We start from the raw sequence: 21,251 nt of genomic DNA, 5'->3' as shown, positions 1-21,251 counted from the left end.
GAGAGGGTTTCGTTGCGTCCCCCTACTTCTTCACCATGTACACGCCGTCATAGCTCTCGTTCACGCCGATGGCCGAGGTGACGGCGTTCTTGAAGCGCTTGTCGACGAAGGTCGGGAACTCCATCTCCAGCAGCCACGCCACCGGCACATCCTCCACCAGGATCTTCTGCGCCGCCGAGTAGAGCTGCTGGCGCTCCTCGTCCTTCACCGCCTTGGCGGCCTGGGCGAACAGCGTGTCCACCTGCGGGTTCGCGTAGCCCATGGTGTTGGAGAACATCACGCCCTTGCGGATGTTGTCCGACACGTAGGTGCGCGACACGCCGAGCGCCGGGTCGCCGTACTGGTAGACGAAGTTGAAGGTCAGATCGTAGTCCCAATTGGACACGCGGTTGACCCAGCCGGCCGAGTCCGTGGTCTCCAGCGTCACGTCGACGCCGACGCGCTTCATCGCCTGCTTGATGTATTCGCCCAGCCGCGTCCAGGTCTCGCCGTAGGGCATGACCAGCAGCTTCACCTTGGCGCGGGTGCCGTCCGATCCCTTCTTCAGACCCATCTCGTCGAGCAGCGCCTCGGCCTTCTTCGGGTCGAACGGGTACTTCCGGACGTCCGGCTCATGGAAGCGGGTGACCGAGTTGACCGGCCCGGTCGCCGGCCGGCCCAGGCCGAACCAGATCTTGTCGCGGATGAAGGCGCGGTCGATGGCGTGCATCATCGCCTGCCGGAACCGCTTGTCGTCCAGCGGCTTGACGCGGGTGTTGATCTCGATCCAGGACAGCGGCGCGAAGAACTCGTAGCCCTTGGTGGTCATCTCGACGTTGGGCAGCGCCTTCAGGCGCGGCACGTCGAAGGTCTCGATGTCGTTGAACTGCGTCTGCTGCACCGTGCCCTGCTCCAGCGCCACCGAGCGCGAGGCGGCATCCGGAATGACGCGGAAATAGATCTCGTCCAGGTACGGCTTGCCCGGCTTCCAGTAGTCGTCGTTGCGGACGAGGTGGATGTTGGAGCCCTTCGTCCACTCCTTGAACTTGAACGGGCCGGTGCCGATCGGCGTGGCGTTGGCCGGGTTGGTCTTGAAGTCGGTGCCCTCGTAGATGTGCTTGGGCATCATCGGGGCCGAGGAGACCTCGAAGGCCTGGAGGAACGGACCGAACGGCTCCTTCAGCACGAAGCGCACGGTGTAATCGTCCACCGCCTCGATGCTCTCGCAGCGAGCGAAGACGGCGCGGGCGCGCGGGTGCGTCTCCATCAGGAAGGTCTTGGTGGTGAACACCACGTCGTGCGCGGTGAACGGTTTGCCGTCGTGCCACTTGGCGTTCTTGACGAGGCGGAAGGTGTAGGTCTTGCCGTCCGGCGACACCTCCCAGCTCTCGGCCAGTTCGGGGCGGGGCTTCAGGTTGAAGTCGTAGGTCAGCAGGCCCTGGTAGATCTTGCCGGCGACGGTCTGCGTCGGCCCCTGCTGGTTGAGGCCGAGCACGAGCAGCGGCGGTTCCGGCTGGACGATGATGTTCATCGTGCCGCCGCGCTGCGGGTCCTGCGCCGCCGCCAGTCCGGGGATCGCCAGCGCCGCCGCCAGCGCCGCGGCCGTGAGTGTGTGTCGGAGGGTCGGCGGACGCATGCTCATCGATGAAGCCTCCTTATTGTGTTTATTGGTCGATGCTCTCCAGGCCGCACCAGTCGGCCATGAACAGGGCCAGCACCGCCGTCACCCGCGCCACGCTGTCCAGCGAGACGGACTCGTCGATGCCGTGGATGCGCTCCGCCTCGGGGCCGTAGCAGGTGGCCGGCGTCGCGCCGTAGAGCATGAAGTTCCGCACGTCCGTCGTGCAGGTCGCCGCCAGCCGTTCCGCCGAGGCGCCGCACACCGCCTTGTGCGCCGAATCCAGCGCCGCGATCAGCGGGTGGCCGGGGTCGATCACGCAGCCCTCCGCCTGGAAGCCGCGGAACCGCACGACGGCGCCGATGCCCGACAGGCCGGAGTCGGTCCGGCAGGCCGCCGCGACGGCGTTTTCGATTTCGGCGCTGACGTCCGCCGCGGCGCGGCCCGGCGGGAAGCCGAAGCGCAGTTCCATCCGGCAGCGCGTCGGCACCGAGGATGCCCACTCGCCGCCGTCGATGCGCCCGACGTTGAGGTTGTAGGGATGCGCGTGCCCGGCGTAGGCCGGATGCCGACCCTCCGGGTGGTTCCACGCCGACTCGAGCCGCTTCAGGTGGCCGAGGATGCGGTACGCCGCCTCGATGGCGTTGAGGCCGGCGCCGGTGTCCAGCACGTGGGCCGGGCGGCCGGTCACCTCGACCTCGCAACGCACCACGCCGACCTGCGCGACCTGGAGCGTGTGGTTGAACGGCTCCGGGATCACCGCGGCGTCGGCGCGGTAGCCGCGCGCCACGCAGGCCAGCGCCCCGTTGCCGGTGCACTCCTCCTCGACGACCGATTGCAGGTACACCGGGGCGGCGGGCTGGAGCCCCAAGCTTTTCAACGCCTTGAAGGCGGTGACGAAGGCGGCGATGCCGGCCTTCATGTCGCCCGCGCCCCGGCCGTACATGCGCCCGTCGCGCACCACCGGCTCGAACGGCGGGGCCGACCACAGCTCCTCCGGCCCGGTCGGCACCACGTCGATGTGGCCGTTGAGGATCAGCGAGCGGCCGGTGGTTTGCCGCGGCCGGTGGACGCCCACCACGTTCTCGCGCCCGTCGTAGGAGATCAGCGAGGGCGACCAGCCCGGCTGGAGCCGCAGCGCCGCCTCGTCGATGGCGAAGCGGTCGACCTCCAGGCCGAGGTCGGCGAAGGTCCGCGCCATCAGCTCCTGTGCCGGAGCCTCCGCGCCCAGCAGGCTGGGAAGGCGGACCAGATCGGCGAGCAGACGTTCCCCGTCCCCGCGCAGCGCCGCCACCGCGCCCAGGATCGCGTCCCGGTCCGCGGTGGCTCCGCGCCGCGCATCCGTGCCGGATGCCGGCATGTCGTCTCCGTAGAAACCCGTCCCTGTTCGTTGGGATGATTACAAATCCGCTTTTCCTTCATCTCCAAATCGATAATCCTCATTGCCGACATAAGCCTGATTTATGGGACGGCCATGACGGCGCGCGACCTCGAACGCCTCGGCCAGCATCTGGACTGGAACCTGCTGCGCACCTTCATGGTGATCGTGCAGGAGCAGGGCGTGACCCGCGCCGCGTCCAAGCTCGGCCTGACCCAGCCGGCGGTGAGCCAGGCGTTGAAGCGGCTGGAGGACCAGCTCGGCCGCTGCCTGATCGAGCGCGGGCACGGCCGCTTCCGCGTCACCGAGGCGGGCGCGGTGATCTACGCCGAGGTGCTGGAGATCTACGGCAACATCTCGCGCTTCGGCGTGCTGGTGCGGGAGATCCGCGAGGAGATCTCCGGCCACATCCGCATCCTGCTGGCCAGCCGCATCCAGACGCCGCTGTTCGACACGTTGCTGGAGCGCTTCCACGCCGCGCACCCGCTGGTCACCTTCCGCCTGGACGTGATGGCCAGCGCCGACATCCACACGGCGATCCAGCAGAAGACCGCATCGTTGGGAATATGTCTGATGCGCGAGCCGCCGCCGCTGGTCGCCCACACGCTGTTCGCCCGCCAGCGCTTCCGCCTGTACTGCGGACCGCGCCACCCGCTGTTCGGGCGCACCGACCTCAGCCTTGCCGACCTGAAGGCGGAACGGTTCGTGTCCTTCACCTCCGACCAGATCGGCGGCGTGCTGTCGCCGCTGACCGCGTTTCGCGCGCAGGAGGGGATGGAGAGCCGCACCGTCGGCGCCTCGGTCAACCTGGACGAGGTGCGGCGGATGATCGTCGCCGGCCTCGGCATCGGCCCGTTGCCCGAGCACGTGACCGAGCGCGACGTGCGCGACGGCCTGCTGTGGCCGCTGCCGCCGGCCGACGGCGTGGCGCCGGTGGACCTGCACCTGCTGTGGAACCCGGCCGCCAAGCTGAACCGCGCCGAGCGCGCGTTCCTGGAGGCGTGTGCGCAGGCCCTCGACGCCATCCCGCTGGAGCGGCGCTTCGACGCCGCCGCGGTCGCCGCCTGGGCCGCGGGGGAGGCGGAAGCGGCGTAGGGCCGCGGGAGCGAAACACGGGCCGGGCTGTTGACCCTGGACGCCCGCGGAGTTCGCCCATGCCTCCCGTTCTCGCCGCCTTGTTCCTGGCGCTGTTCGTCACCGCCGCCCACGCCCAGCCGCCGCCGGGTGGCCCGCCGCCCGCGGTGACCACCGCGCCGGTGGTGAGCCGCGACGTGGCGCCGGCCTCCGAGTTCATCGGCCGCGTCACGGCGATCCAGTCCTTCGAAGCGCGCGCCCGCGTCGAGGGCGCGGTCGAGCAGGTGGCCTTCCAGGAGGGCCAGGACGTGCGCAAGGGCGACCCGCTCTTCCTCATCGAGCAGGGGCCGTACCAAGCCGCGCTCGACAGCGCCCAGGCCCAGCTCGCCAGCGCCGAGGCCAAGCTGCGCGAGGCGGAACGGTCCCTCTCCCGCAGCGAGGAGCTGCGCGGGCGCGGCAACGTCAGCCAGGCGCAGTACGATCAGGCGCTCGCCGACCGCGACGCGGCGCGCGCGCAGGTGATGATCGCGCAGGCGCAGGTCCGCACGGCCGAGCTGAACCTGGGCTACACGCGCATAGCCAGCCCCATCGACGGCCGCATCGGCGCCACGGCGGTGACGCAGGGCAACCTCGCCGGGCCGTCCACCGGCGTGCTCGCCACCGTGGTGCAGCTCGACCCGATCCGCGTGGTCTTCTCGGTCAGCGACCGCGACCTCATCGAGACCCAGCGCCGCCTGGGCATCCAGTCGCCGGCCGAGGCGGTGGACAAGTTCGTGCCCACCCTGCGCTTCCCGGACGGCAGCGACTACCCGCAGGCAGGCCGCGTCGAGTTCGTGGACAACCGCATCGACCCGCAGACCGGCACCATCGGCATCCGCGCCAACTTCCCCAACCCGCAGCGCCTGCTGCTGCCCGGCCAGTTCATCACCGTGATCATCCGTCCCGACCAAACGGAGCCGCGCCCGGTGGTGCCGGTGGACTCCGTGCAGCAGGACCAGCAGGGCCGCTACGTGCTGGTGCTCGACGGCGAGAACCGGGTGCAGCAGCGCCGCATCGAAACCGGCGCCCAGGTCGAGCAGCTGCTGGTGGTGGACAAGGGGCTGACGGTCGGCGAGACCATCGTCGTGGACGGCGCGCAGAAGGTGTGGCCCGGCATGGTGGTGCAGCCGGTGCCGGACACCCAGACCGCCGAACGGCCGCAGGGCCGGTAGGGGAGCACGCCATGTTCTCCGGCCTGTTCATCCGCCGCCCCAACCTCGCCATCGTCATCGCGGTGGTCACGGTGATCGCCGGCCTGCTGGCGCTGCTCGCCATCCCGGTGGCGCAATACCCGCCGATCACGCCGCCCTCGGTGCAGGTGTCCGCCACCTACCCCGGCGCCAACGCCCAGGTGGTGGCCGACAGCGTCGCCGCCCCCATCGAGGCGCAGGTGAACGGGGTGGAGGGCATGCTGTACATGTCCTCCACCAGCACCGACACCGGCTCCTATTCGCTGACCATCACCTTCGCGCCGGGGACCGACCCGGACATCGCGGCGGTCAACGTGCAGAACCGCATGTCGCTGGCCACCGCCACGCTGCCGCCGGAGGTCAGCCGCCAGGGCGTCACCGTGCGCCGGGCCTCGACCAACATGCTGATGGCGGTCAATCTCTATTCGAACTCAGATCAGTACGACGCGATCTTCATATCCAACTACGCCAGCATCAACGTGCGCGACGCCATCGCGCGGGTGCCCGGCGTCGGCGACGCCCAGGTGCTGGGGGCGCTGAACTACAGCATGCGGGTGTGGATGAACCCCGACCGCATGACGGCGCTCGGCATCACCGCGCAGGACGTGGTGACCGCCATCCAGGCGCAGAACATCCAGGCCTCGGCCGGGCAGATCGGCGCACCGCCGGTGCCGGGCGACCAGCAGCAGCAGCTGACCATCCTGGCCCGCGGCCGCCTCGACGACCCGCGGGCGTTCGGCGACATCATCGTGCGCACCAACGCGGACGGCGGAGTCGTGCGGCTGCGCGACGTCACGCGGGTAGAGCTGGGCGCGCAGACCTACAGCTCGTCCTCCAAGCTGAACGGCGCGCCGTCGGCGACCATGGTGGTCTACCAGTCGCCCGGCGCCAACGCGCTGGACGTCGCCAACGCGGTGCGCGCCGAGTTGGAGCGATTGTCGCAGAGATTCCCGGAAGGCGTTGAATACGCGGTGGTTTTCAACACCACGAACTTCGTGACCGCGACCATCGAAGAGATCGTGCTGACGCTGGGCAGCACCTTCCTGCTGGTGGTGGCGGTGATCTACCTGTTCCTGCAGGACTGGCGGGCGACGCTGATCCCCACCCTGGCGATCCCGGTGTCCATCGTCGGCGTCTTCGCGGTGCTGCTCGCCTTGGGCTACAGCGCCAACACCATCACGCTGTTCGCCCTGGTGCTGGCCATCGGCCTCGTGGTCGACGACGCCATCGTGGTGGTGGAGAACGTCCGCCACGTGATGGAGCAGCAGCCGGAGCTGTCGCCGGCCGAGGCCGCCGCGCAGGCCATGCGGCAGGTCGGCAGCGCCATCGTCGCCTCCACGCTGGTGCTGGCCGCGGTGTTCTTCCCGGTCGCCTTCCTGCCGGGCATCACCGGACAGCTGTACCGGCAGTTCGCGGTGACCATCTCCGCGTCCTTCATCATCTCCGGCATCAACTCGCTGACGCTCAGCCCGGCGCTGTGCGCGCTGCTGCTGCGCCCGCCGGGGCGGCCCTGGCGGGTGCTGGAGTCCTTCAACACGGCCCTGGAGCGGGTGCGCGGCGGCTACGGACGGCTGGTCGAGCGGTTGGGGCGGCGGCTGGCGGTGGGCCTGCTGGGCTTCGCGGTGCTGGCGGTGGCGGCGTTCGGGCTGCTGCGCGCGCTGCCGACGGCGTTCCTTCCCGCTGAGGACCAGGGCTATTTCTTCGTCAACGTGCAGCTGCCCAGCGCCGCCGCGCTGACCCGCACCGAACCGGTGATGGACCGCGTGGCCGCCATGGTGCGCGAGACTCCCGGGGTGGCCGACACCATCGCGGTGACCGGCTACAGCATCCTCAGCGGCCAGGGCTCCAACGTCGGGCTGATCATCGCAGCGTTGAAGCCGTGGGCGGAGCGCGACGCCGACCAGACGGTGGACGCCATCATCAACCATTTGCGCCCGCCGTTCGCGGCGATGCCGCAGGCCACCATCACCGCCTTCAACCCGCCCTCGATCCCCGGCCTGGGCGCCACCGGCGGCTTCGACCTGCGGGTGCTCGCCACCGGCAACCAGCCGCCGCAGGAGGTGGGCGCCGCGTTGCGCGGCCTGCTGGTCGCCGCCAACCAGGATCCGAACCTGCGCGCGGTGTTCAGCACCTATTCGGCCGACGTGCCGCACCTCTACGTTGATCTGGACCGCACCCGCGCCTCGCTGCTGGGCGTCACGCCGGGCGACGTGTACGGCACGCTGCAGGCGCATCTCGGTTCCGTGTACGTCAATGATTTCAATCTATACGGACGCGTCTTTCAGGTGAAGGTTCAAGACGCCGCCACCTACCGCGACGAGGCGGAGGCGATCCAGCAGCTCTACGTCCGCAGCCGCACCGGCGAGATGGTGCCGCTGCGCAGCCTCGTCACCGTGCGCACCACGCCGGCCCCGGACAGCATCACCCGCTACAACCAGTTTCTCTCCGCCTCGGTGAACGGTTCGGGCGCGCCGGGCGTCAGCTCGGGGCAGGCGCTGTCGGCCATGCAGGAGGTGGCGAACCGCACGCTGCCGGCCGGCTACGCCACGGAGTGGACCGGCCTGTCCTACCAGGAGAGCCGGGTCGGCAACCAGGCGATCATGGTGTTCGCGCTGGCGCTGCTGTTCGGCTACCTGTTCCTGGTGGCGCAGTACGAGGACTGGCTGGTGCCGCTGGCGGTGCTGCTGTCGGTCGCGGTGGCGGTGCTGGGCGCGGGCGCGGCGCTGTGGCTGGCCGGGATCCCCAACGACGTCTACGCGCAGATCGGCCTCGTCCTTCTGGTCGGGTTGGCGGCGAAGAACGCCATCCTGATCGTCGAGTTCGCGCGCGAGCAGCGGGCCGCCGGGCGCGGCGTCGTCGAGGCGGCGGTGGAGGGGGCGCGGCAGCGCTTCCGCGCCGTGCTGATGACGGCCCTGGCCTTCATCCTCGGCACCGTGCCGCTGCTGGTGGCGCACGGCGCGGGGGCGGCCAGCCGGCGCTCCATCGGCACCACGGTGTTCGGCGGCATGGTCGCGGCGACGGTGGTCGGCATCGTCTTCGTGCCGATCCTGTTCGTCGCCTTCCAGCGCGTCAGCGAACGCCTGCGCCGCCGCCCCGCGGCACCGGCGGGGGAGGCGCCGCACCCGGCGGAGTGACGCTTCCTCCCGCCACGGGATGGCTGGGGCGAGCATGCCGCATTCCTGATGTTCGGTCCGAGGGTATAGGATGATCATCATCCCGCCCCGAGCCGTCCGGCCGGCCCATGACCCAGCCCATCCTCCCCGAGCCCCCCGAAACGCCGCCCCCCGGCCGGGTGGTGGCGGTGCGCGGCTCGGTGGTCGACCTGATCTTCCCCGAAGGCGGCCTCCCCGACCTGATGGAAGCGGTCGAGATCCTGTGGGACGGGCCTGAGCGCCTGATCGCCGAGGTGCAGCTGCACCTGGACGCCGGCACCGTTCGCGCCATCGCCCTGCAGGGCACCTCCGGCCTCGCCCGCGGCACCGCGGCGCGGCGCACGGGCGCGCCGCTGACGACGCCGGTGGGCGAGGCGGTGCTCGGCCGGCTGCTCGACGTCATGGGGGCGGTGCGCGACGGCGGGCCGGAGCTGCCGGCCGACGTGCCGCGCCTGCCGATCCACCGCGCGCCGCCGCCGCTCGCCTGCCGCAGCGGCACGCGCGAGCCGTTCGAGACCGGCGTCAAGGTGATCGACCTGCTGGCCCCGCTGGCGCGCGGCGGCAAGGCGGCGATGTTCGGCGGCGCCGGGGTCGGCAAGACCGTGCTGGTCATGGAGCTGATCCGCGGCATGGTCGAGCATTACACCGGCATCTCGGTGTTCGCCGGCATCGGTGAACGCTCCCGCGAGGGGCAGGAGCTGTGGGAGGAGATGGCGCGCTCCGGCGTGCTGGACCGCACCGCGCTGGTGTTCGGGCAGATGAACGAGCCGCCGGGCGCGCGCTGGCGCGTCGGCCTGACCGCGCTGACCATCGCCGAGCACTTCCGCGACGCGGAGCGGCGCGACGTGCTGCTGCTGATGGACAACGTCTTCCGCTTCGTGCAGGCGGGGGCGGAGGTGTCCGGCCTGCTCGGCCGGCTGCCGTCGCGGGTGGGCTACCAGCCGACGCTGGCCAGCGAGATCGCCGAGCTGCAGGAGCGCGTGGCCTCCACCGAGGGCGCGGTGGTGACGGCGATCCAGGCGGTCTACGTGCCGGCCGACGACTTCACCGACCCGGCGGTGGCCGAGCTGTTCAGCCACCTCGACAGCTCCATCGTGCTGTCGCGCGCCATGGCGGCGGAGGGGCTGTACCCGGCCATCGACCCGCTGTCCTCCAGCTCCAACCTGCTCGATCCCATGGTGGTGGGCGAGGAGCACTACCGGCTGGCCGAGGAGGTGCGGCGCACCATCGCGCACTACCGCGAGCTTCAGGACGTCATCGCGCTCCTGGGCGTCGAGGAGCTGAGCACCGCCGACCGGCAGGCGGTGAAGCGCGCCCGGCGCCTGCAACGCTTCCTCACCCAGCCCTTCCTGGTGACGGAGGCCTTCACCGGCCACGCCGGCGTCAGCGTGCCGCTGGCCGGGACCCTCAAGGGTTGCCGCGCCATCCTGGACGGCGAGGGTGACGACTGGGCGGAGGCGTCCTTCTTCATGACCGGCACGCTGGATCAGGTGCGCGCGCGGGAACAGGCGGGGAGGGCGTGATGGACCTCGTGATCACCACCCCGACCGCCGTCGCCGCCCGCGTGCCGGACGTCGTCCACCTGCGCGCCGAGGACGCCAGCGGCGGCTTCGGCGTCCTGCCCGGCCACGCCGACCTGCTGACCGCGCTCGGCATCTCGGTGGTGAGCTGGCGCTGCGCCGACGGGCGGGAGGGGCACTGCGCGGTGCACGGCGGCGTGTTCACGATCAGCGGCGGCGCGCGCATCGCGGTGGCGACGCGCGAGGCGGTGGTCGGCGACGACCTCGCGGCGCTGGAGCACGACGTGCTGGCCCGCTTCCGCCAAGCCCGCGAGGAGGAGGGGGAGGCGCGCACCGGCGCCCGGCGCATGCATCTGGCCGCGGTGCGCCACATCCTCGCATACCTCCGGCCCGAGCGGCGGCCGACCGGCCCGCTGCAGGGCGCCCGCGACGGTCTGGAGGAATCGCCATGACCGATCCCAACCACAACGGCCACCGCATGGCCGAGCCCGTCCGCCGCCGCCGCGAGCGGCGCGAGCGCTGGGTCAAGGAAGGCGAACGGCCGGTCGGCCGCAACCTCGCGCTGATCGGCGCGCTCGGCTGGCTGGTGGTGGCGCCGACGCTGGCCGGGCTGTTCGCCGGGCGCTGGCTGGACGGGCTGGCGGGCGGCGGGGTCTTCTGGACGGCCTCGCTGATCTTCGCCGGGGTGGCGGCTGGCGGCTGGCTGGCCTGGAAACGCATCGAGCAGGAGCGCTGAGCCATGGTCCTGCAGATCCTCCTTGGGCTATTCGCCGGCATCGGGCTGGGCTGCGCGTTCTTCCGCGGGCTCGCGCTGGGAACGCGGCTGACGCTGGCCGGCGACGCCAGACGGGCCGTCCCGCTGCACCTGCTGCGCCTCGGCGCCGCGGTGGCGGGCTTCACGCTGGCGGCGGCGTTCGGCGGGGCGGCGGCGCTGCTCGGCATGCTCGCCGGGTTCCAGGCCGCCAAGGAGATGGTGGTGCGGAGGGCGCCATGACCGAGTCCCCGCTCACCGCCCCCGTCGTCTTCGCGCTCGGCCCCGTGCCGGTGACGCTGCCGGTGGTCACCACCTGGGGGTTGATGGCCTTGCTGACCCTCGGCGCCGCGTTGGCGACGCGGCGGCTGACGGTGGAACGGCCGGGGCGGGTGCAGACGGTGCTGGAACTGATCGTCCAGACGCTGCAGAAGCAGATCGGCGAAACCATGCAGGCCGACGCCACGCCGTTTCTGCCGCTGCTCGGCACGCTGTTCCTCTTCCTCGCCACCGCCAACCTGTCCGGGCTGGTGCCGGGCCTGAAGGCGCCCACCGCCTTCATCGAGACCGCCGCGGCGCTGGCGCTGATCGTGCTGCTGGGCAGTCAGGTCTACGGCGTCCGGGCGCGCGGGCTGTGGGCGTATCTCAAGGGCTTCGCGCACCCCACCCCGGTGCTGCTGCCGCTCAACCTGCTGTCCGAGGTGACGCGGGCCTTCTCGCTGTCGGTGCGCCTGTTCGGCAACGTCATGAGCGGGGAGTTCGTCATCGCCATCGTGCTGTCGCTGGCCGGGCTGTTCGTGCCGGTGCCGCTGATGGCGCTCGAACTGCTGCTCGGCCTCGTGCAGGCGTACATCTTCACCATCCTCGCCGCGGTGTTCATCGGCGGCGCCGTCGGTTCCATCGAGAGGGGATAAGCCATGGACGTCCACGCCATCAGCATCCTGGGCGCGGTGATCGCCGTGTCGGTCGGGGCCATCGGCCCGGCGCTCGCCGAAGGCCGGGCGGTCGCCGCCGCCATGGAGGCCATCGCCCGCCAGCCGGAAGCGGCCAACACGCTGTCGCGCACGCTGTTCGTCGGCCTCGCCATGATCGAGACGATGGCGATCTACTGCCTCGTCGTGGCGCTGCTGCTGCTGTTCGCCAACCCGTTCGCCTGAGAGGCGCGCCATGCATGTCGACGGCTGGACGCTGCTTCTCCAGGCGGTCAACTTCCTGATCCTGGTGTGGCTGCTCCGCCATTTCCTGTACCGCCCGGTGCTGGCGGTGATCGCCGAACGGCAGGCCGCGACGGAGCGCGTGCGCACCCAGGCCGAGGCCATCCGGCAGGAGGCCGACGGGATGCGCCGCGGCCTGGAGGACGCCCGCGCCGGTCTCTCCGCCGAACGCGACCGCCTGCTCGCCGCCGCCCGTGCCGAGGCCGAGGCGGAGCGCACTGCACTGATCGACAAGGCGCGTGCTGATGCCGACCGCCTGCTCGCCGACGCCCGCGCCCGGCTGGAGGAGGAGCGCCGTCAGGCGCTCGCCGGGCTGCGCGGGCAGGCCGCGGCGCTCGGCGCGGATCTGGCCGGCCGGCTGCTGCTTGCCGCCGGAGGCGACGACGGCCGCTTCCTCGACGCCGCCTGCCGCAGCGTCGAGGGCTTGCCGGAGGCGCAGCGCCACGCCCTGGCCGGCGAGGAGACTCCGGCGCCGGTGCGCCTCGTGACGGCGGCCCCGCTCGACCCGGCGCCCTGGCGGACACGGCTGGCGGCGGCGCTCGGGCGGCCGGTGGCGCTGAGCCTCGCCGAGGATCCCGGCCTGATCGCCGGGGTTGAGCTGCACTTCCCGCACAGCGTGCTGCGCCATTCCTGGAAGCAGGCGCTGGCCGAGGCGACGGAGGAGCTGACCCGCGATGACGACGCTCACGCAAGCGCTTGACGCCTGGATCCCCGCGGCGGCGCGCCGGCTGGACGGCGTGCGGCCGGAGCCGCGGTTCGAGTTCGTCGGCCGCATCGTCTCGGTCGGCGACGGCATCGCGCGGGTGTCCGGCCTGCCGGAAACGCGGGCGGACGAGCTGCTGCTGTTCCCCGGCGGGGTGGCCGGGCTGGCGGTCGACCTGGACGGCGAGATCGGCTGCATCCTGCTGGGCGAGGACCGTCACCTGTCGGCCGGTGCCCCGGTGCACGGGACCGGCGCGGTGGTGCGGGTGCCGGTCGGGGACGCGCTGATGGGGCGGGTGGTCGACCCGCTCGGCCAGCCGCTCGATGGCGGGCCGCCGGTGCCGGCGGAGCGCCTGGATCCGGTGGAGCGTCCCGCCCCCTCCATCGCCGACCGCGCCGCGGTGAGCGAGCCGCTGCTGACCGGCACCGCCGTCATCGACGCGCTGTTCCCGCTGGGCCGCGGCCAGCGCGAGCTGCTGATCGGCGACCGCGCGGTGGGCAAGACGTCCATCGCGGTGGACGCCATCCTGAACCAGAAGGACGGCGACGTGTTCTGCGTCTACGCCGCGGTCGGCCAGAAGGCGTCGGGCGTGCGCGAGGTGATCGAGGCGGTGCGGCGGGGCGGGGCGCTCGGCCGCACGCTGTTCGTCGTCGCCCCGGCCGACGCGCCGCCGGGGCTGCAGTGGCTGGCGCCCTACACCGCCTTCACCATGGCCGAGCATTTCCGCGACGCCGGCCGGCACGCGCTGGTCATCGTCGACGACCTGACCAAGCACGCGGCCGTGCACCGCCAGCTCTCCCTGCTGCTGCGGCGCCCGCCGGGGCGCGAGGCCTATCCGGGCGACGTGTTCTACCTGCACTCCCGCCTGCTGGAGCGCGCCGCCAAGTTGTCGCCGGCCAGGGGCGGCGGCTCTCTGACCGCATTGCCGATCGCCGAGACGCAGGCCGGCAACCTCTCCGCCTACATCCCCACCAACCTGATCTCGATCACCGACGGGCAGGTCTACCTGGACGCCAAGCTGTTCTACGAGGGCCAGAAGCCGGCGGTGGACGTCGGCCGCAGCGTGTCGCGCGTCGGCGGCAAGGCCCAGCCGCCGGCGCTGCGCGCCCTCGCCGAGCCGTTGCGCCTGCAATACGCGCAGTTCCTGGAGCTGGAGGTGTTCACCCGCTTCGGCGGCATGGTGGACGAGAAGACCCGCGCCGCCGTGGCGCACGGCCAGCGCATGCGCGCCCTGCTGGCGCAACGCCATCTGAATCCGCAGCCGCTGGCCTTGCAGGTGGCGCAGCTGGCGGCGCTGTCCGGCGGCACGCTGGACACGCTGCCGGTGGAGGCGGTGCCGCGCTTCCGGGGCGCACTGGCGGCGCTGCTGGAGGCGCGGCCGGACGCCGACCCGAAGGCTCTGGTGCGCGAGGCGGCGGCCGGCCTGGGCAACAACGTTACCGGCTCCCTCCCTAACCCTCCCCCGCTTCGCGGTGGAGGGAACTCCGCCGCTTCGTCGGCAGCCCCCTCCACCGCGAAGCGGGGGAGGGATGGGGAGGGGGCAACCGATGCCTGAACGCCTCTCCGAGGTCGAAGCCCGCCGCGCCAGCGTCGAGGAGCTGGGCACGGTCACCGACGCCATGCGGTCGCTGGCCGCGGTGCGGCTGCAGCAGGCTTCGGCGATGCTGGCCGGCACCCGCACCTACGCCGAGGTGGTGGCCGGCGCGCTGGCGCAGGCGGTGGCGCTGCGGCGCGGTGCGCCCGGCCGCTGGCCGTCGCGCAACGGGCGGGGCCGCCCGGCGCTGGTGCTGTTCGCGCCGGAGCACGGATTCGTCGGCGCCTTCGCCGAGCGGCTGGCGGATGCCGCGCAGGCCGCCCCGCCGGACCACGCCCTGTGGGTGGTCGGCAGCCGCGGCGCGGCGCTGCTGGAGGAGCGCGGGCGCCCGGCCGACTGGGGGCTGCCGATGGCCACCCACACCGACGGCGTCACCTCCACCGCCCGCCGCATCGCCGAGGCGCTCTACCGCGCCGCCGCCGAGGACCGGCTCAGCCGGGTCGAGCTGCTGTACGGCCGCACCGTGTCCGGCGGTGCGCCGGAGCTGGTCCGCGAGGCGCTGCTGCCGCTCGACCTCGCGCGCGTTCCCGCGGTCGGCGGCGCGGTGCCGCCGCTGACCAACCTGCCGGCGGCCGAGCTGGTGGCGCATCTGGTGGACGAGTACGTCTTCGCCCTGCTGGTCCATGCCGCCATGGAGAGCTTCGCCGCCGAGAACGCGGCGCGGCTGCTGGTGATGATGGCGGCGCGCCAGAACATCGCGACGACGCTGGACACGCTGACCGGCATCGTCCGCCGCCTGCGGCAGGAGCAGATCACCACCGAGCTGATTGAACTGGCCACCGGCGCCGAGGCGCAGGCCGGCGGAACGCCGCATTAATCCTTCGCTCATCACTCCCGATGCACGCTCGGCCGGAGCAGTCGTCCCGGTCCGGACAGTTTCGTTCGCAGGATATCCTTGGCAAGGGATGATTGCTTTGCCCATGAAGGTCGCATGAGGCAAAATCGATTGGGCTGGAAGGGCGGGCAAGAGTGGAGCCGAACGTGCGCGACCTGAGTTCCAAGCGGCCGTCACGCTCCTGGCGGGGAGGGACCGCCGTCCTGCTGGCGGCCGGCCTGATGCTCGCCGATTCCGCGCACGCCGGGCGCTGGACGCAGGGGCCGGCCGAAGACCTCGACGAGACGCTGGCGCCGCCCCGCGCCGCGGCTGTGCGCCCGCCCGCGGCTTCAGCCGCGCCCGCCGTGTCGCTGCCGGCCGTCGCCGGCTGGGTCGGCGGCGTCGCCGGCGGGGTGGCCGGCTGGGTCGGCCAGACCGCGTCGAGCGCCGCCGCCACGGTGGGCGACGCCGCGGGCGCCGCGGGGGAGGCGGTCAGCCACCGCCTTGGCGTCACCGCCTCGGCGTTGCGGCAGTTCACCTGGGAGGTGGAGTACGTCTTCGGCATCAACGGCACGCCGGTCGCGCCGGTCCACGTGTCCGACGGCCCGCGCACGGCGATGGCGGACACGCTGGCCGCGGACGGCAAGGCCGCGCCCGCCTCGCCTGCGCCCGCCCCGCCTGCAGGCGAGCCCGCCGCCGCGCCGGCTCCCGCGCCTAGGGCTTCCGAGCCGAATCCGCCGGCGGAGCCGCCCCGGATCCGCGCCGCCGAACCACCCCCGGCCCCGACGCCCGCCCCGGCGCCCGAGCCGGTGGACACGCGCACGCTGGCCGGTCTGGCGCTCGACAAATCGCAGCGCCGCCCCGACGGCTCGTACTTCGTGCCGAAGCCGTTGCAGCGGCTGTTCGAGATCCGCACGCAGAAGGCCGACACCCGGCAGAGCGCGCTCACCGTGCGCCTGCCCGGCCGCATCGTCCCCGATCCCAACGCGCACGGCGACGTGGAGGCCAGCCTGCTCGGCCGCATCGAGCCGCCGCGCACCGGCTTCCCCGTCCTCGGCCAGACGGTGAAGCAGGGCGAGGTGCTGGGCTATGTCACCCCGGCGGTCGGCGTGGTCGACCGCAGCCAGGTGAAGCGCGAGGTCGCCCGCCTCACCAACGAGATCCGCATCGCCGCGGAAAGCCTTGAGATCCTGAAGCAATTCTGGTTCGTGCCGTTCCGCGACGGCAAGATCCTGCAGGCCGAGACCAAGCTGGACGGCCTGCGCCGCGAACGCGCCGCGCTGCTGCCGATGCTGCAGACGCAGGAGGTGCTGCGCGCCGCCAGCGACGGCGTCATCAGCCTGTCCAACGCCATCAACGGCCGCGTCGTCCACCCCGGCGAGAAGATCTTCGAGATCGTCAGCCCGCAGCGCCTGTGGATCGAGGCGGTGGCCGCCGATCCGGACATGGTCCGCGACGCCGCCGCCGGCATCTCCGCCCTGGCGGTGACGCCGGAGGGGCAGGCGCTCGACCTCACCTACATCGGCAGCGGCCTCGCGCTGCAGCAGCAGTCGGTGCCGCTGATGTTCCGCATCGACACGCCCATCGAAGGGCTGCGCGTCGGCCGGCCGGTCACCGTGACGGTCCGCAACCGCAACAAGCTCCAGCAGGGCATCCCGCTGCCGCGCGAGGCGCTGGTCGCCGATTCCAGCGGCGCCGAGCAGGTCTGGGAGCTGGTGGAGCCCGAGGTCTTCATGCCGCACACGGTCAAGACCGAGGTGCTGGACGGCCGCAACGTGCTGATCGTCGCCGGGGTCGAGCCCGGTGCCCGCATCGTCACCCGCGGCTCGCGCCTGTTGTCACAGCTTCAGTAAACCCGGCGGCGGCTAAAACGGACGCGGGGCAGGGGGAGAAGAAACGACATGACGAACACGAACGGTCCACTGCTCGCCCTGCTGGCGCTGCTGGCCCTGCTCACCGCCGGGGTTCCGGCGCGCGCCGAGGTGCCCGGCTCCGCCGCCCCGTTGCCGCGCGTCGCGCTGACGCTGGACAACGCCAGCGTGGTCGTCATCGCCGCGCACAAGAAGTTGTACGCCTTCCTCGACGGGCTCGACGACAACGCCCCGGTGCGCGGGGCCACGGTGCAGATCGCCACGGCGCGCACCACCCTGCCGCTTCAGGAGATCTCGCCGGGCATCTACGTCTCCGGCGCGTTCCTGCCGCCGGCCGTGCGCACGCCGCTGACGGTCAGTGTGGCCCTGGCCGGCACGACGGCGCGCGGCGCCGCCGACCTCGTCTTGTCCGAGGTGCCGGACTCGGGCTCCGCCGGTTCGTCGCGGCTGGGACTGAAGCTGTTCATCCTGGCGCTGGCGGCCGGCGCCGCGCTCGGTCTGTTCCGCTACCTGCGGCCGGGCGCGGCGTGGTGGCGGCCGGGGCGCGCGGCGTGACGGCGCGTTTCCTCGCTGCCCGGGAGTCGTAGCCCATGTTCCAGGCCCTCGTCGGCTTCAGCCTGCGCCAGCGGCTGTTCGTGTTCGTCGCCACGCTGCTGATGACCATCTGGGGCGTGTTCGTCGCCCGCGACATGCCCATCGACCTGCTGCCCGACCTGCACCCGCCCATGGTGACCATCGTCACCGAGGCGAGCGGCTTCGCGCCCGAGGAGGTCGAGCAGCTGATCACCCAGCCCCTGGAACTGGTGCTGAACGGCATGCCCGGCGTGTCGCGCGTGCGCAGCGCGTCGAGCCCCGGCTTCGCGCTGGTCTACGTCGAGTTCCAGTGGGGCACCGACCCCTACCGCAACCGCCAGCTGGTGACCGAGCGCATCGCCATGGCGCGCGAGCGGCTGCCGCAGGGCGCGGCGCCGCACCTTGCCCCACTGTCGTCGGTGATGGGCGTGGCCATGCAGATCGTGGTCAGCGGCCCCAACCTCGATCCCATGGCGCTGCGCGAGATCGCCGACTGGACGATCCGCCCGCGGCTGATGGCGGCGGAAGGCGTGTCGCAGGTTTACGTGGTGGGCGGCGACGTCCGGCAGTTCCGCTTCACCCCCAACCCGGGCGCCATGAACTCGCTGGGCATCTCGCTGGCCCAGGTGGAGCAGGCGCTGACCGCCTTCGGCGCCAACAGCAGCGGCGGCTTCAACGACCTGTTCAACACTGAGTTCATCATCCGCAACGTCGCCCGCAGCCGCAGCCTGGACGACATGCGCAACCTCGTCGTCTCCTACCGCGAGAGCCGGCCGGTGCTGCTGAGCCAGGTCGGCGAGGTGAGCTTCGCCGCCAAGGTGAAGCGTGGCGAGGGCAGCTTCAACGGCGCGCCCGCCGTGCTGATGTCGGTGCTGAAGCACCCCTCGGCCAACAGCGTCCGCCTCGCCGCCGAGGTGGAGGAGGTGCTGCGCGGCCTCGCCCCGTCGCTGCCCCAGGGCGTGCGCGCCGACCGGGTGTCGTACAGCCAGGCCGACCTGATCAGCGCCTCGATCCACAACGTCGAGGACGTGCTGCGCGACGCCATCATCATCGTCGCCGTGGTGCTCGCCGCCTTTTTGATGAGCGTGCGTACCACCGCCATCTCGCTGCTGGCGATCCCGGTGTCGCTGATCGTGACGGTGCTGGTGCTTCATCTGATGGGCGCCAGCATCAACACCATGACGCTCGGCGGCATCGCCATCGGCATCGGCCAGCTGGTGGACGATTCCGTGGTGTACGTGGAGAACATCCTGCGCCGCCTCGGCGAGAACCGCCGCCGCACCCGGCCGCTGGAGGTGATGCACGTCATCCTCCGGGCGTCGAACGAGGTGCGCTCGGGCATCCTCTACGCCACCGCCATCGTGGTGCTGGTGTTCCTTCCGCTGTTCGCCATGCCGGGCGAACAGGGGCGGCTGTTCGGCCCGCTGGGCATCGCCTACATCGTCTCGATCTTCGGCAGCCTGCTGGTGTCGGTGACGGTCACCCCGGCGCTGTGCGCCTACCTGCTGCCGAACATGAAGCGGCTGGACGAATCGCACGACGGCCGGCTGATCAAGGCGCTGAAGGGCTGGAACGCCCGGGCGCTCGGCTGGGCGCTGGACAACCCGCGCCGGCTGCTGGGCATCGCCGGCGGGCTGGTGCTCGCGTCGGCGCTGGCGCTGCCGCTGCTGCCGCGCTCCTTCCTGCCGGCGTTCAACGAGGGCACGCTGTACGTCCAGCTGCTCAACCGGCCCGGCATCTCGCTGGCGGAATCGAGCCGCATCGGCGCGCTGGCCGAGGACATCATCATGCAGGTGCCGGAGGTGGTCAGCGTCGCCCGCCGCACCGGCCGCAACGAGGACGACGAGGACGCCGATCCGGTCAACAGCTCGGAATTCCCGATCCGCGTGCGCCTCGACGGCCGCTCGCGCGCCGATGTGATCGAGGACATCCGCACCCGGCTGTCGGTGCTGCCGGTGGAGCTGACGGTGACGCAGTTCCTCACGTCCCGCATGGAGGTGGCGCAGAACGGCGTGCGCGGCGCCATCGTGCTGAAGATCTTCGGCGAGGATCTCGGAACGCTGCGGGTGCTCGCCTCGACCTTCCGGCAGAAGCTCGATTCCGTGCCGGGGCTGAAGGACCTGCTGGTCGAGCAGCAGGTGCAGGTGCCGCAGATCCGCATCACCATCGACTACGAGCGGGCCAAGCTGTTCGGCGTCACCCCGGCGCAGCTGGCGCAGGCGCTGGAGAGCCTGTCGAACGGCCGCACCGTGTCACAGGTGATCGACAACGGCCGCCGCTTCGACGTGGTGCTGAAGCTGTCCGACGCCGACCGCACGCCGGAGACGCTGGCGCAGATGCGCATGGCGACGCCGGCCGGCTATGTGTCGCTGTCCTCGGTAGCCACCGTCGTCAACGGGTCCGGTCCCAACCAGATCATGCGCGAGAGCGGCATGCGCCGCATCGTGCTGACCACCAACACCGACGGCTCCGACATGGCGGCCATCGTCAAGCGCATCCGCGAGGTGGTTGCGGCGACGCCGCTGCCCCAGGGTTACACCACCTCGCTGGAAGGCAGCTTCCGGCAGGAGGAGGAGAGCCGCATGGTGATGGCCGGGCTGTGCGCCATCTCCATGGCGCTGGTGTTCCTGGTGCTGTACCAGCGCTACCAGTCGGTGGTGCTCAGCCTGATCATCATGGCCAACATTCCGCTGGCGCTGATCGGCTGCGTCATCGCGCTGGTGGCGTTCGGGCAGGACCTCAGCCTCGCCGCGATGATCGGCTTCATCGCGGTGACCGGCGTGGCGGTGCGCAACGGCGTCCTCAAGATCAGCCACTTCATCAACCTGGCCCTGCACGAGAGCGTGCCGCCCGGCCGCACCCTCATCCTGCGCGGCTGCGAGGAGCGGCTGACGCCGGTGCTGATGACCGCGCTGTCGGCCGGTCTGGCGCTGATCCCGCTGCTGTTCACCTCCGACGCGCCGGGTACGGAGATCCTGCACCCGGTGGCGGTGGCGATCTTCGGCGGGCTGATCAGCTCGACGCTGCTCGACACGCTGACCACGCCGGTGCTCTTCCAGTGCTTCGGCCAGGAGGCGCTGAGCCGCCTGCAGTTCGCCGCCGAGGGCGAGCTGGCCCATGAAACCTTCTGATCAAACCTTCTGACGCCGCGCGAGGCCCGCCATGGAACCGTCCCTGACCGCCCTGATCGTCGCCGGTTCGATTCTCGGCACCGTCGCGCTCGACATCGGCGTGAACACGCTGCAGAACTGGTACGACACCTTCTACGCCGACGCGTTCTGGTCGGGCCACCAGATCAGCCCGGAGCTGCAGGCGCAGCTCGCCCGCGAAGAGGCGGAGATCGACCGTCTGATCCGCGACGGCGAGTTCACCGGCGACGAGACGGCGCAGCAGCCGTAGGGCGCCCCCTCCCTCGCCTCCGGCGGGGGAGGGAGGGACCCAGGCAAAGCCTGGGAGGGTGGGGGCAGCGGCGTACACAAGAATACGCCCGCCACCTTCACCGTTGCCCCCACCTTCCCGCGCCTGCGGCGCGGGCCCCTTCCTCCCCCAGCGGGGCTGGGGGAGGCATCGCGTGCACCGTCACCCCGCCTCGCCGCGGGCGATGGTCATCGCCTGCTGGAGGACCTCCATGTCGCCGATGTGGTTGGCGAGCAGCAGGATCAGCTTGGCGTTGACCTTGGCGCTCTGCTCCGGCGTCAGGTCGCGGTGGGTCTCGATCAGCGCCTCGTAGAAGGCGTCGGGGCTGGCGAAGCGGTTCTCGGTGATGAGCTGGGCCATGGGT

The 21,251-nt window shown here is 71.7% G+C and carries 19 protein-coding genes; 16 read left to right on the top strand and 3 right to left on the bottom strand.

Annotated elements, in window-relative coordinates:
* Positions 1–22: 22 nt before the first annotated feature.
* Both ACRWK7_RS09475 and ACRWK7_RS09470 read right to left on the bottom strand, forming a co-directional pair.
* Complete coding sequence (locus ACRWK7_RS09475; protein WP_431855961.1) at positions 23–1,621, bottom strand: ABC transporter substrate-binding protein; 1,599 nt, start codon at positions 1,619–1,621, stop codon at positions 23–25.
* Between the two features lie 22 nt (positions 1,622–1,643).
* Complete coding sequence (locus ACRWK7_RS09470; RefSeq protein WP_431855960.1) at positions 1,644–2,957, bottom strand: M20 family metallopeptidase; 1,314 nt, start codon at positions 2,955–2,957, stop codon at positions 1,644–1,646.
* A gap of 114 nt (positions 2,958–3,071) precedes the next feature.
* Here ACRWK7_RS09470 and ACRWK7_RS09465 point away from each other — a divergent pair, with 114 nt between their 5' ends.
* The 16 genes from ACRWK7_RS09465 (at position 3,072) to ACRWK7_RS09390 (ending at position 20,869) form a co-directional block, all read left to right on the top strand.
* Positions 3,072–4,070, top strand: coding sequence for a LysR family transcriptional regulator (locus tag ACRWK7_RS09465; protein ID WP_431855959.1), 999 nt, complete (start codon positions 3,072–3,074; stop codon positions 4,068–4,070).
* Positions 4,071–4,129: 59 nt separating this feature from the next.
* Complete coding sequence (locus ACRWK7_RS09460; RefSeq protein ID WP_431855958.1) at positions 4,130–5,260, top strand: efflux RND transporter periplasmic adaptor subunit; 1,131 nt, start codon at positions 4,130–4,132, stop codon at positions 5,258–5,260.
* 11 nt (positions 5,261–5,271) lie between these two features.
* Positions 5,272–8,412 carry an efflux RND transporter permease subunit gene (locus ACRWK7_RS09455; protein WP_431855957.1) on the top strand — a complete coding sequence of 1,047 codons (3,141 nt, stop codon included), beginning with the start codon at positions 5,272–5,274 and terminating at the stop codon, positions 8,410–8,412.
* 107 nt (positions 8,413–8,519) lie between these two features.
* The gene (gene atpD, locus ACRWK7_RS09450) at positions 8,520–9,953 is read left to right on the top strand and encodes a F0F1 ATP synthase subunit beta (protein WP_431855956.1); all 1,434 of its coding nucleotides are present in this window, start codon (positions 8,520–8,522) and stop codon (positions 9,951–9,953) included.
* Entirely contained in the window at positions 9,953–10,402 is a 450-nt protein-coding gene (locus ACRWK7_RS09445; RefSeq protein WP_431855955.1) for a F0F1 ATP synthase subunit epsilon, read from the top strand. The genes atpD and ACRWK7_RS09445 overlap by 1 nt, the downstream gene beginning before the upstream one ends.
* Entirely contained in the window at positions 10,399–10,686 is a 288-nt protein-coding gene (locus tag ACRWK7_RS09440; protein WP_431855954.1) for an AtpZ/AtpI family protein, read from the top strand. The genes ACRWK7_RS09445 and ACRWK7_RS09440 overlap by 4 nt, the downstream gene beginning before the upstream one ends.
* 3 nt (positions 10,687–10,689) lie before the next feature.
* A complete protein-coding gene (locus ACRWK7_RS09435; RefSeq protein WP_431855953.1) occupies positions 10,690–10,944 on the top strand; it encodes an ATP synthase subunit I in 255 nt (84 codons plus the stop codon).
* Positions 10,941–11,615, top strand: coding sequence for a F0F1 ATP synthase subunit A (locus tag ACRWK7_RS09430; protein WP_431855952.1), 675 nt, complete (start codon positions 10,941–10,943; stop codon positions 11,613–11,615). Before ACRWK7_RS09435 ends, ACRWK7_RS09430 begins: the two co-directional genes overlap by 4 nt.
* A 3-nt stretch (positions 11,616–11,618) precedes the next feature.
* Positions 11,619–11,858, top strand: coding sequence for a F0F1 ATP synthase subunit C (locus ACRWK7_RS09425; RefSeq protein WP_109119419.1), 240 nt, complete (start codon positions 11,619–11,621; stop codon positions 11,856–11,858).
* A 10-nt stretch (positions 11,859–11,868) separates the two neighbouring features.
* On the top strand, positions 11,869–12,615 hold the full coding sequence (locus ACRWK7_RS09420) for a F0F1 ATP synthase subunit delta (protein WP_431855951.1): 747 nt from the start codon (positions 11,869–11,871) through the stop codon (positions 12,613–12,615).
* Positions 12,590–14,173 carry a F0F1 ATP synthase subunit alpha gene (locus ACRWK7_RS09415; RefSeq protein WP_431855950.1) on the top strand — a complete coding sequence of 528 codons (1,584 nt, stop codon included), beginning with the start codon at positions 12,590–12,592 and terminating at the stop codon, positions 14,171–14,173. Before ACRWK7_RS09420 ends, ACRWK7_RS09415 begins: the two co-directional genes overlap by 26 nt.
* Complete coding sequence (locus tag ACRWK7_RS09410) at positions 14,166–15,029, top strand: F0F1 ATP synthase subunit gamma (RefSeq protein ID WP_431855949.1); 864 nt, start codon at positions 14,166–14,168, stop codon at positions 15,027–15,029. Before ACRWK7_RS09415 ends, ACRWK7_RS09410 begins: the two co-directional genes overlap by 8 nt.
* Before the next feature lie 164 nt (positions 15,030–15,193).
* A complete protein-coding gene (locus ACRWK7_RS09405; RefSeq protein WP_431855948.1) occupies positions 15,194–16,879 on the top strand; it encodes an efflux RND transporter periplasmic adaptor subunit in 1,686 nt (561 codons plus the stop codon).
* A 48-nt stretch (positions 16,880–16,927) separates the two neighbouring features.
* Positions 16,928–17,452: a hypothetical protein gene (locus ACRWK7_RS09400; RefSeq protein WP_431855947.1), complete on the top strand. Its 525-nt coding sequence runs from the start codon at positions 16,928–16,930 to the stop codon at positions 17,450–17,452.
* 35 nt (positions 17,453–17,487) lie between these two features.
* Positions 17,488–20,601 carry an efflux RND transporter permease subunit gene (locus ACRWK7_RS09395; RefSeq protein WP_431855946.1) on the top strand — a complete coding sequence of 1,038 codons (3,114 nt, stop codon included), beginning with the start codon at positions 17,488–17,490 and terminating at the stop codon, positions 20,599–20,601.
* 31 nt (positions 20,602–20,632) lie between these two features.
* Complete coding sequence (locus ACRWK7_RS09390; protein WP_431855945.1) at positions 20,633–20,869, top strand: hypothetical protein; 237 nt, start codon at positions 20,633–20,635, stop codon at positions 20,867–20,869.
* Between the two features lie 180 nt (positions 20,870–21,049).
* Here the strand turns inward: ACRWK7_RS09390 and ACRWK7_RS09385 are convergent, their stop codons facing one another.
* Positions 21,050–21,247 carry a DUF2783 domain-containing protein gene (locus ACRWK7_RS09385; protein ID WP_431855944.1) on the bottom strand — a complete coding sequence of 66 codons (198 nt, stop codon included), beginning with the start codon at positions 21,245–21,247 and terminating at the stop codon, positions 21,050–21,052.
* Positions 21,248–21,251 lie beyond the last annotated feature (4 nt).

Source organism: Azospirillum sp. (genome assembly GCF_050789165.1).
Note: the sequence above shows the minus strand (reverse complement) of the source record. Positions and strands in the feature narration are given on the sequence as shown.

What these genes read in the sequence shown, in the direction of transcription:
- ACRWK7_RS09475 (WP_431855961.1), bottom strand. Translation starts at nt 1,621, where the DNA reads ATGAGCATGCGTCCGCCGACCCTCCGACACACACTCACGGCCGCGGCG.
- ACRWK7_RS09470 (WP_431855960.1), bottom strand. Translation starts at nt 2,957, where the DNA reads ATGCCGGCATCCGGCACGGATGCGCGGCGCGGAGCCACCGCGGACCGG.
- ACRWK7_RS09465 (WP_431855959.1), top strand. Translation starts at nt 3,072, where the DNA reads ATGACGGCGCGCGACCTCGAACGCCTCGGCCAGCATCTGGACTGGAAC.
- ACRWK7_RS09460 (WP_431855958.1), top strand. Translation starts at nt 4,130, where the DNA reads ATGCCTCCCGTTCTCGCCGCCTTGTTCCTGGCGCTGTTCGTCACCGCC.
- ACRWK7_RS09455 (WP_431855957.1), top strand. Translation starts at nt 5,272, where the DNA reads ATGTTCTCCGGCCTGTTCATCCGCCGCCCCAACCTCGCCATCGTCATC.
- atpD (WP_431855956.1), top strand. Translation starts at nt 8,520, where the DNA reads ATGACCCAGCCCATCCTCCCCGAGCCCCCCGAAACGCCGCCCCCCGGC.
- ACRWK7_RS09445 (WP_431855955.1), top strand. Translation starts at nt 9,953, where the DNA reads ATGGACCTCGTGATCACCACCCCGACCGCCGTCGCCGCCCGCGTGCCG.
- ACRWK7_RS09440 (WP_431855954.1), top strand. Translation starts at nt 10,399, where the DNA reads ATGACCGATCCCAACCACAACGGCCACCGCATGGCCGAGCCCGTCCGC.
- ACRWK7_RS09435 (WP_431855953.1), top strand. Translation starts at nt 10,690, where the DNA reads ATGGTCCTGCAGATCCTCCTTGGGCTATTCGCCGGCATCGGGCTGGGC.
- ACRWK7_RS09430 (WP_431855952.1), top strand. Translation starts at nt 10,941, where the DNA reads ATGACCGAGTCCCCGCTCACCGCCCCCGTCGTCTTCGCGCTCGGCCCC.
- ACRWK7_RS09425 (WP_109119419.1), top strand. Translation starts at nt 11,619, where the DNA reads ATGGACGTCCACGCCATCAGCATCCTGGGCGCGGTGATCGCCGTGTCG.
- ACRWK7_RS09420 (WP_431855951.1), top strand. Translation starts at nt 11,869, where the DNA reads ATGCATGTCGACGGCTGGACGCTGCTTCTCCAGGCGGTCAACTTCCTG.
- ACRWK7_RS09415 (WP_431855950.1), top strand. Translation starts at nt 12,590, where the DNA reads ATGACGACGCTCACGCAAGCGCTTGACGCCTGGATCCCCGCGGCGGCG.
- ACRWK7_RS09410 (WP_431855949.1), top strand. Translation starts at nt 14,166, where the DNA reads ATGCCTGAACGCCTCTCCGAGGTCGAAGCCCGCCGCGCCAGCGTCGAG.
- ACRWK7_RS09400 (WP_431855947.1), top strand. Translation starts at nt 16,928, where the DNA reads ATGACGAACACGAACGGTCCACTGCTCGCCCTGCTGGCGCTGCTGGCC.
- ACRWK7_RS09395 (WP_431855946.1), top strand. Translation starts at nt 17,488, where the DNA reads ATGTTCCAGGCCCTCGTCGGCTTCAGCCTGCGCCAGCGGCTGTTCGTG.
- ACRWK7_RS09390 (WP_431855945.1), top strand. Translation starts at nt 20,633, where the DNA reads ATGGAACCGTCCCTGACCGCCCTGATCGTCGCCGGTTCGATTCTCGGC.
- ACRWK7_RS09385 (WP_431855944.1), bottom strand. Translation starts at nt 21,247, where the DNA reads ATGGCCCAGCTCATCACCGAGAACCGCTTCGCCAGCCCCGACGCCTTC.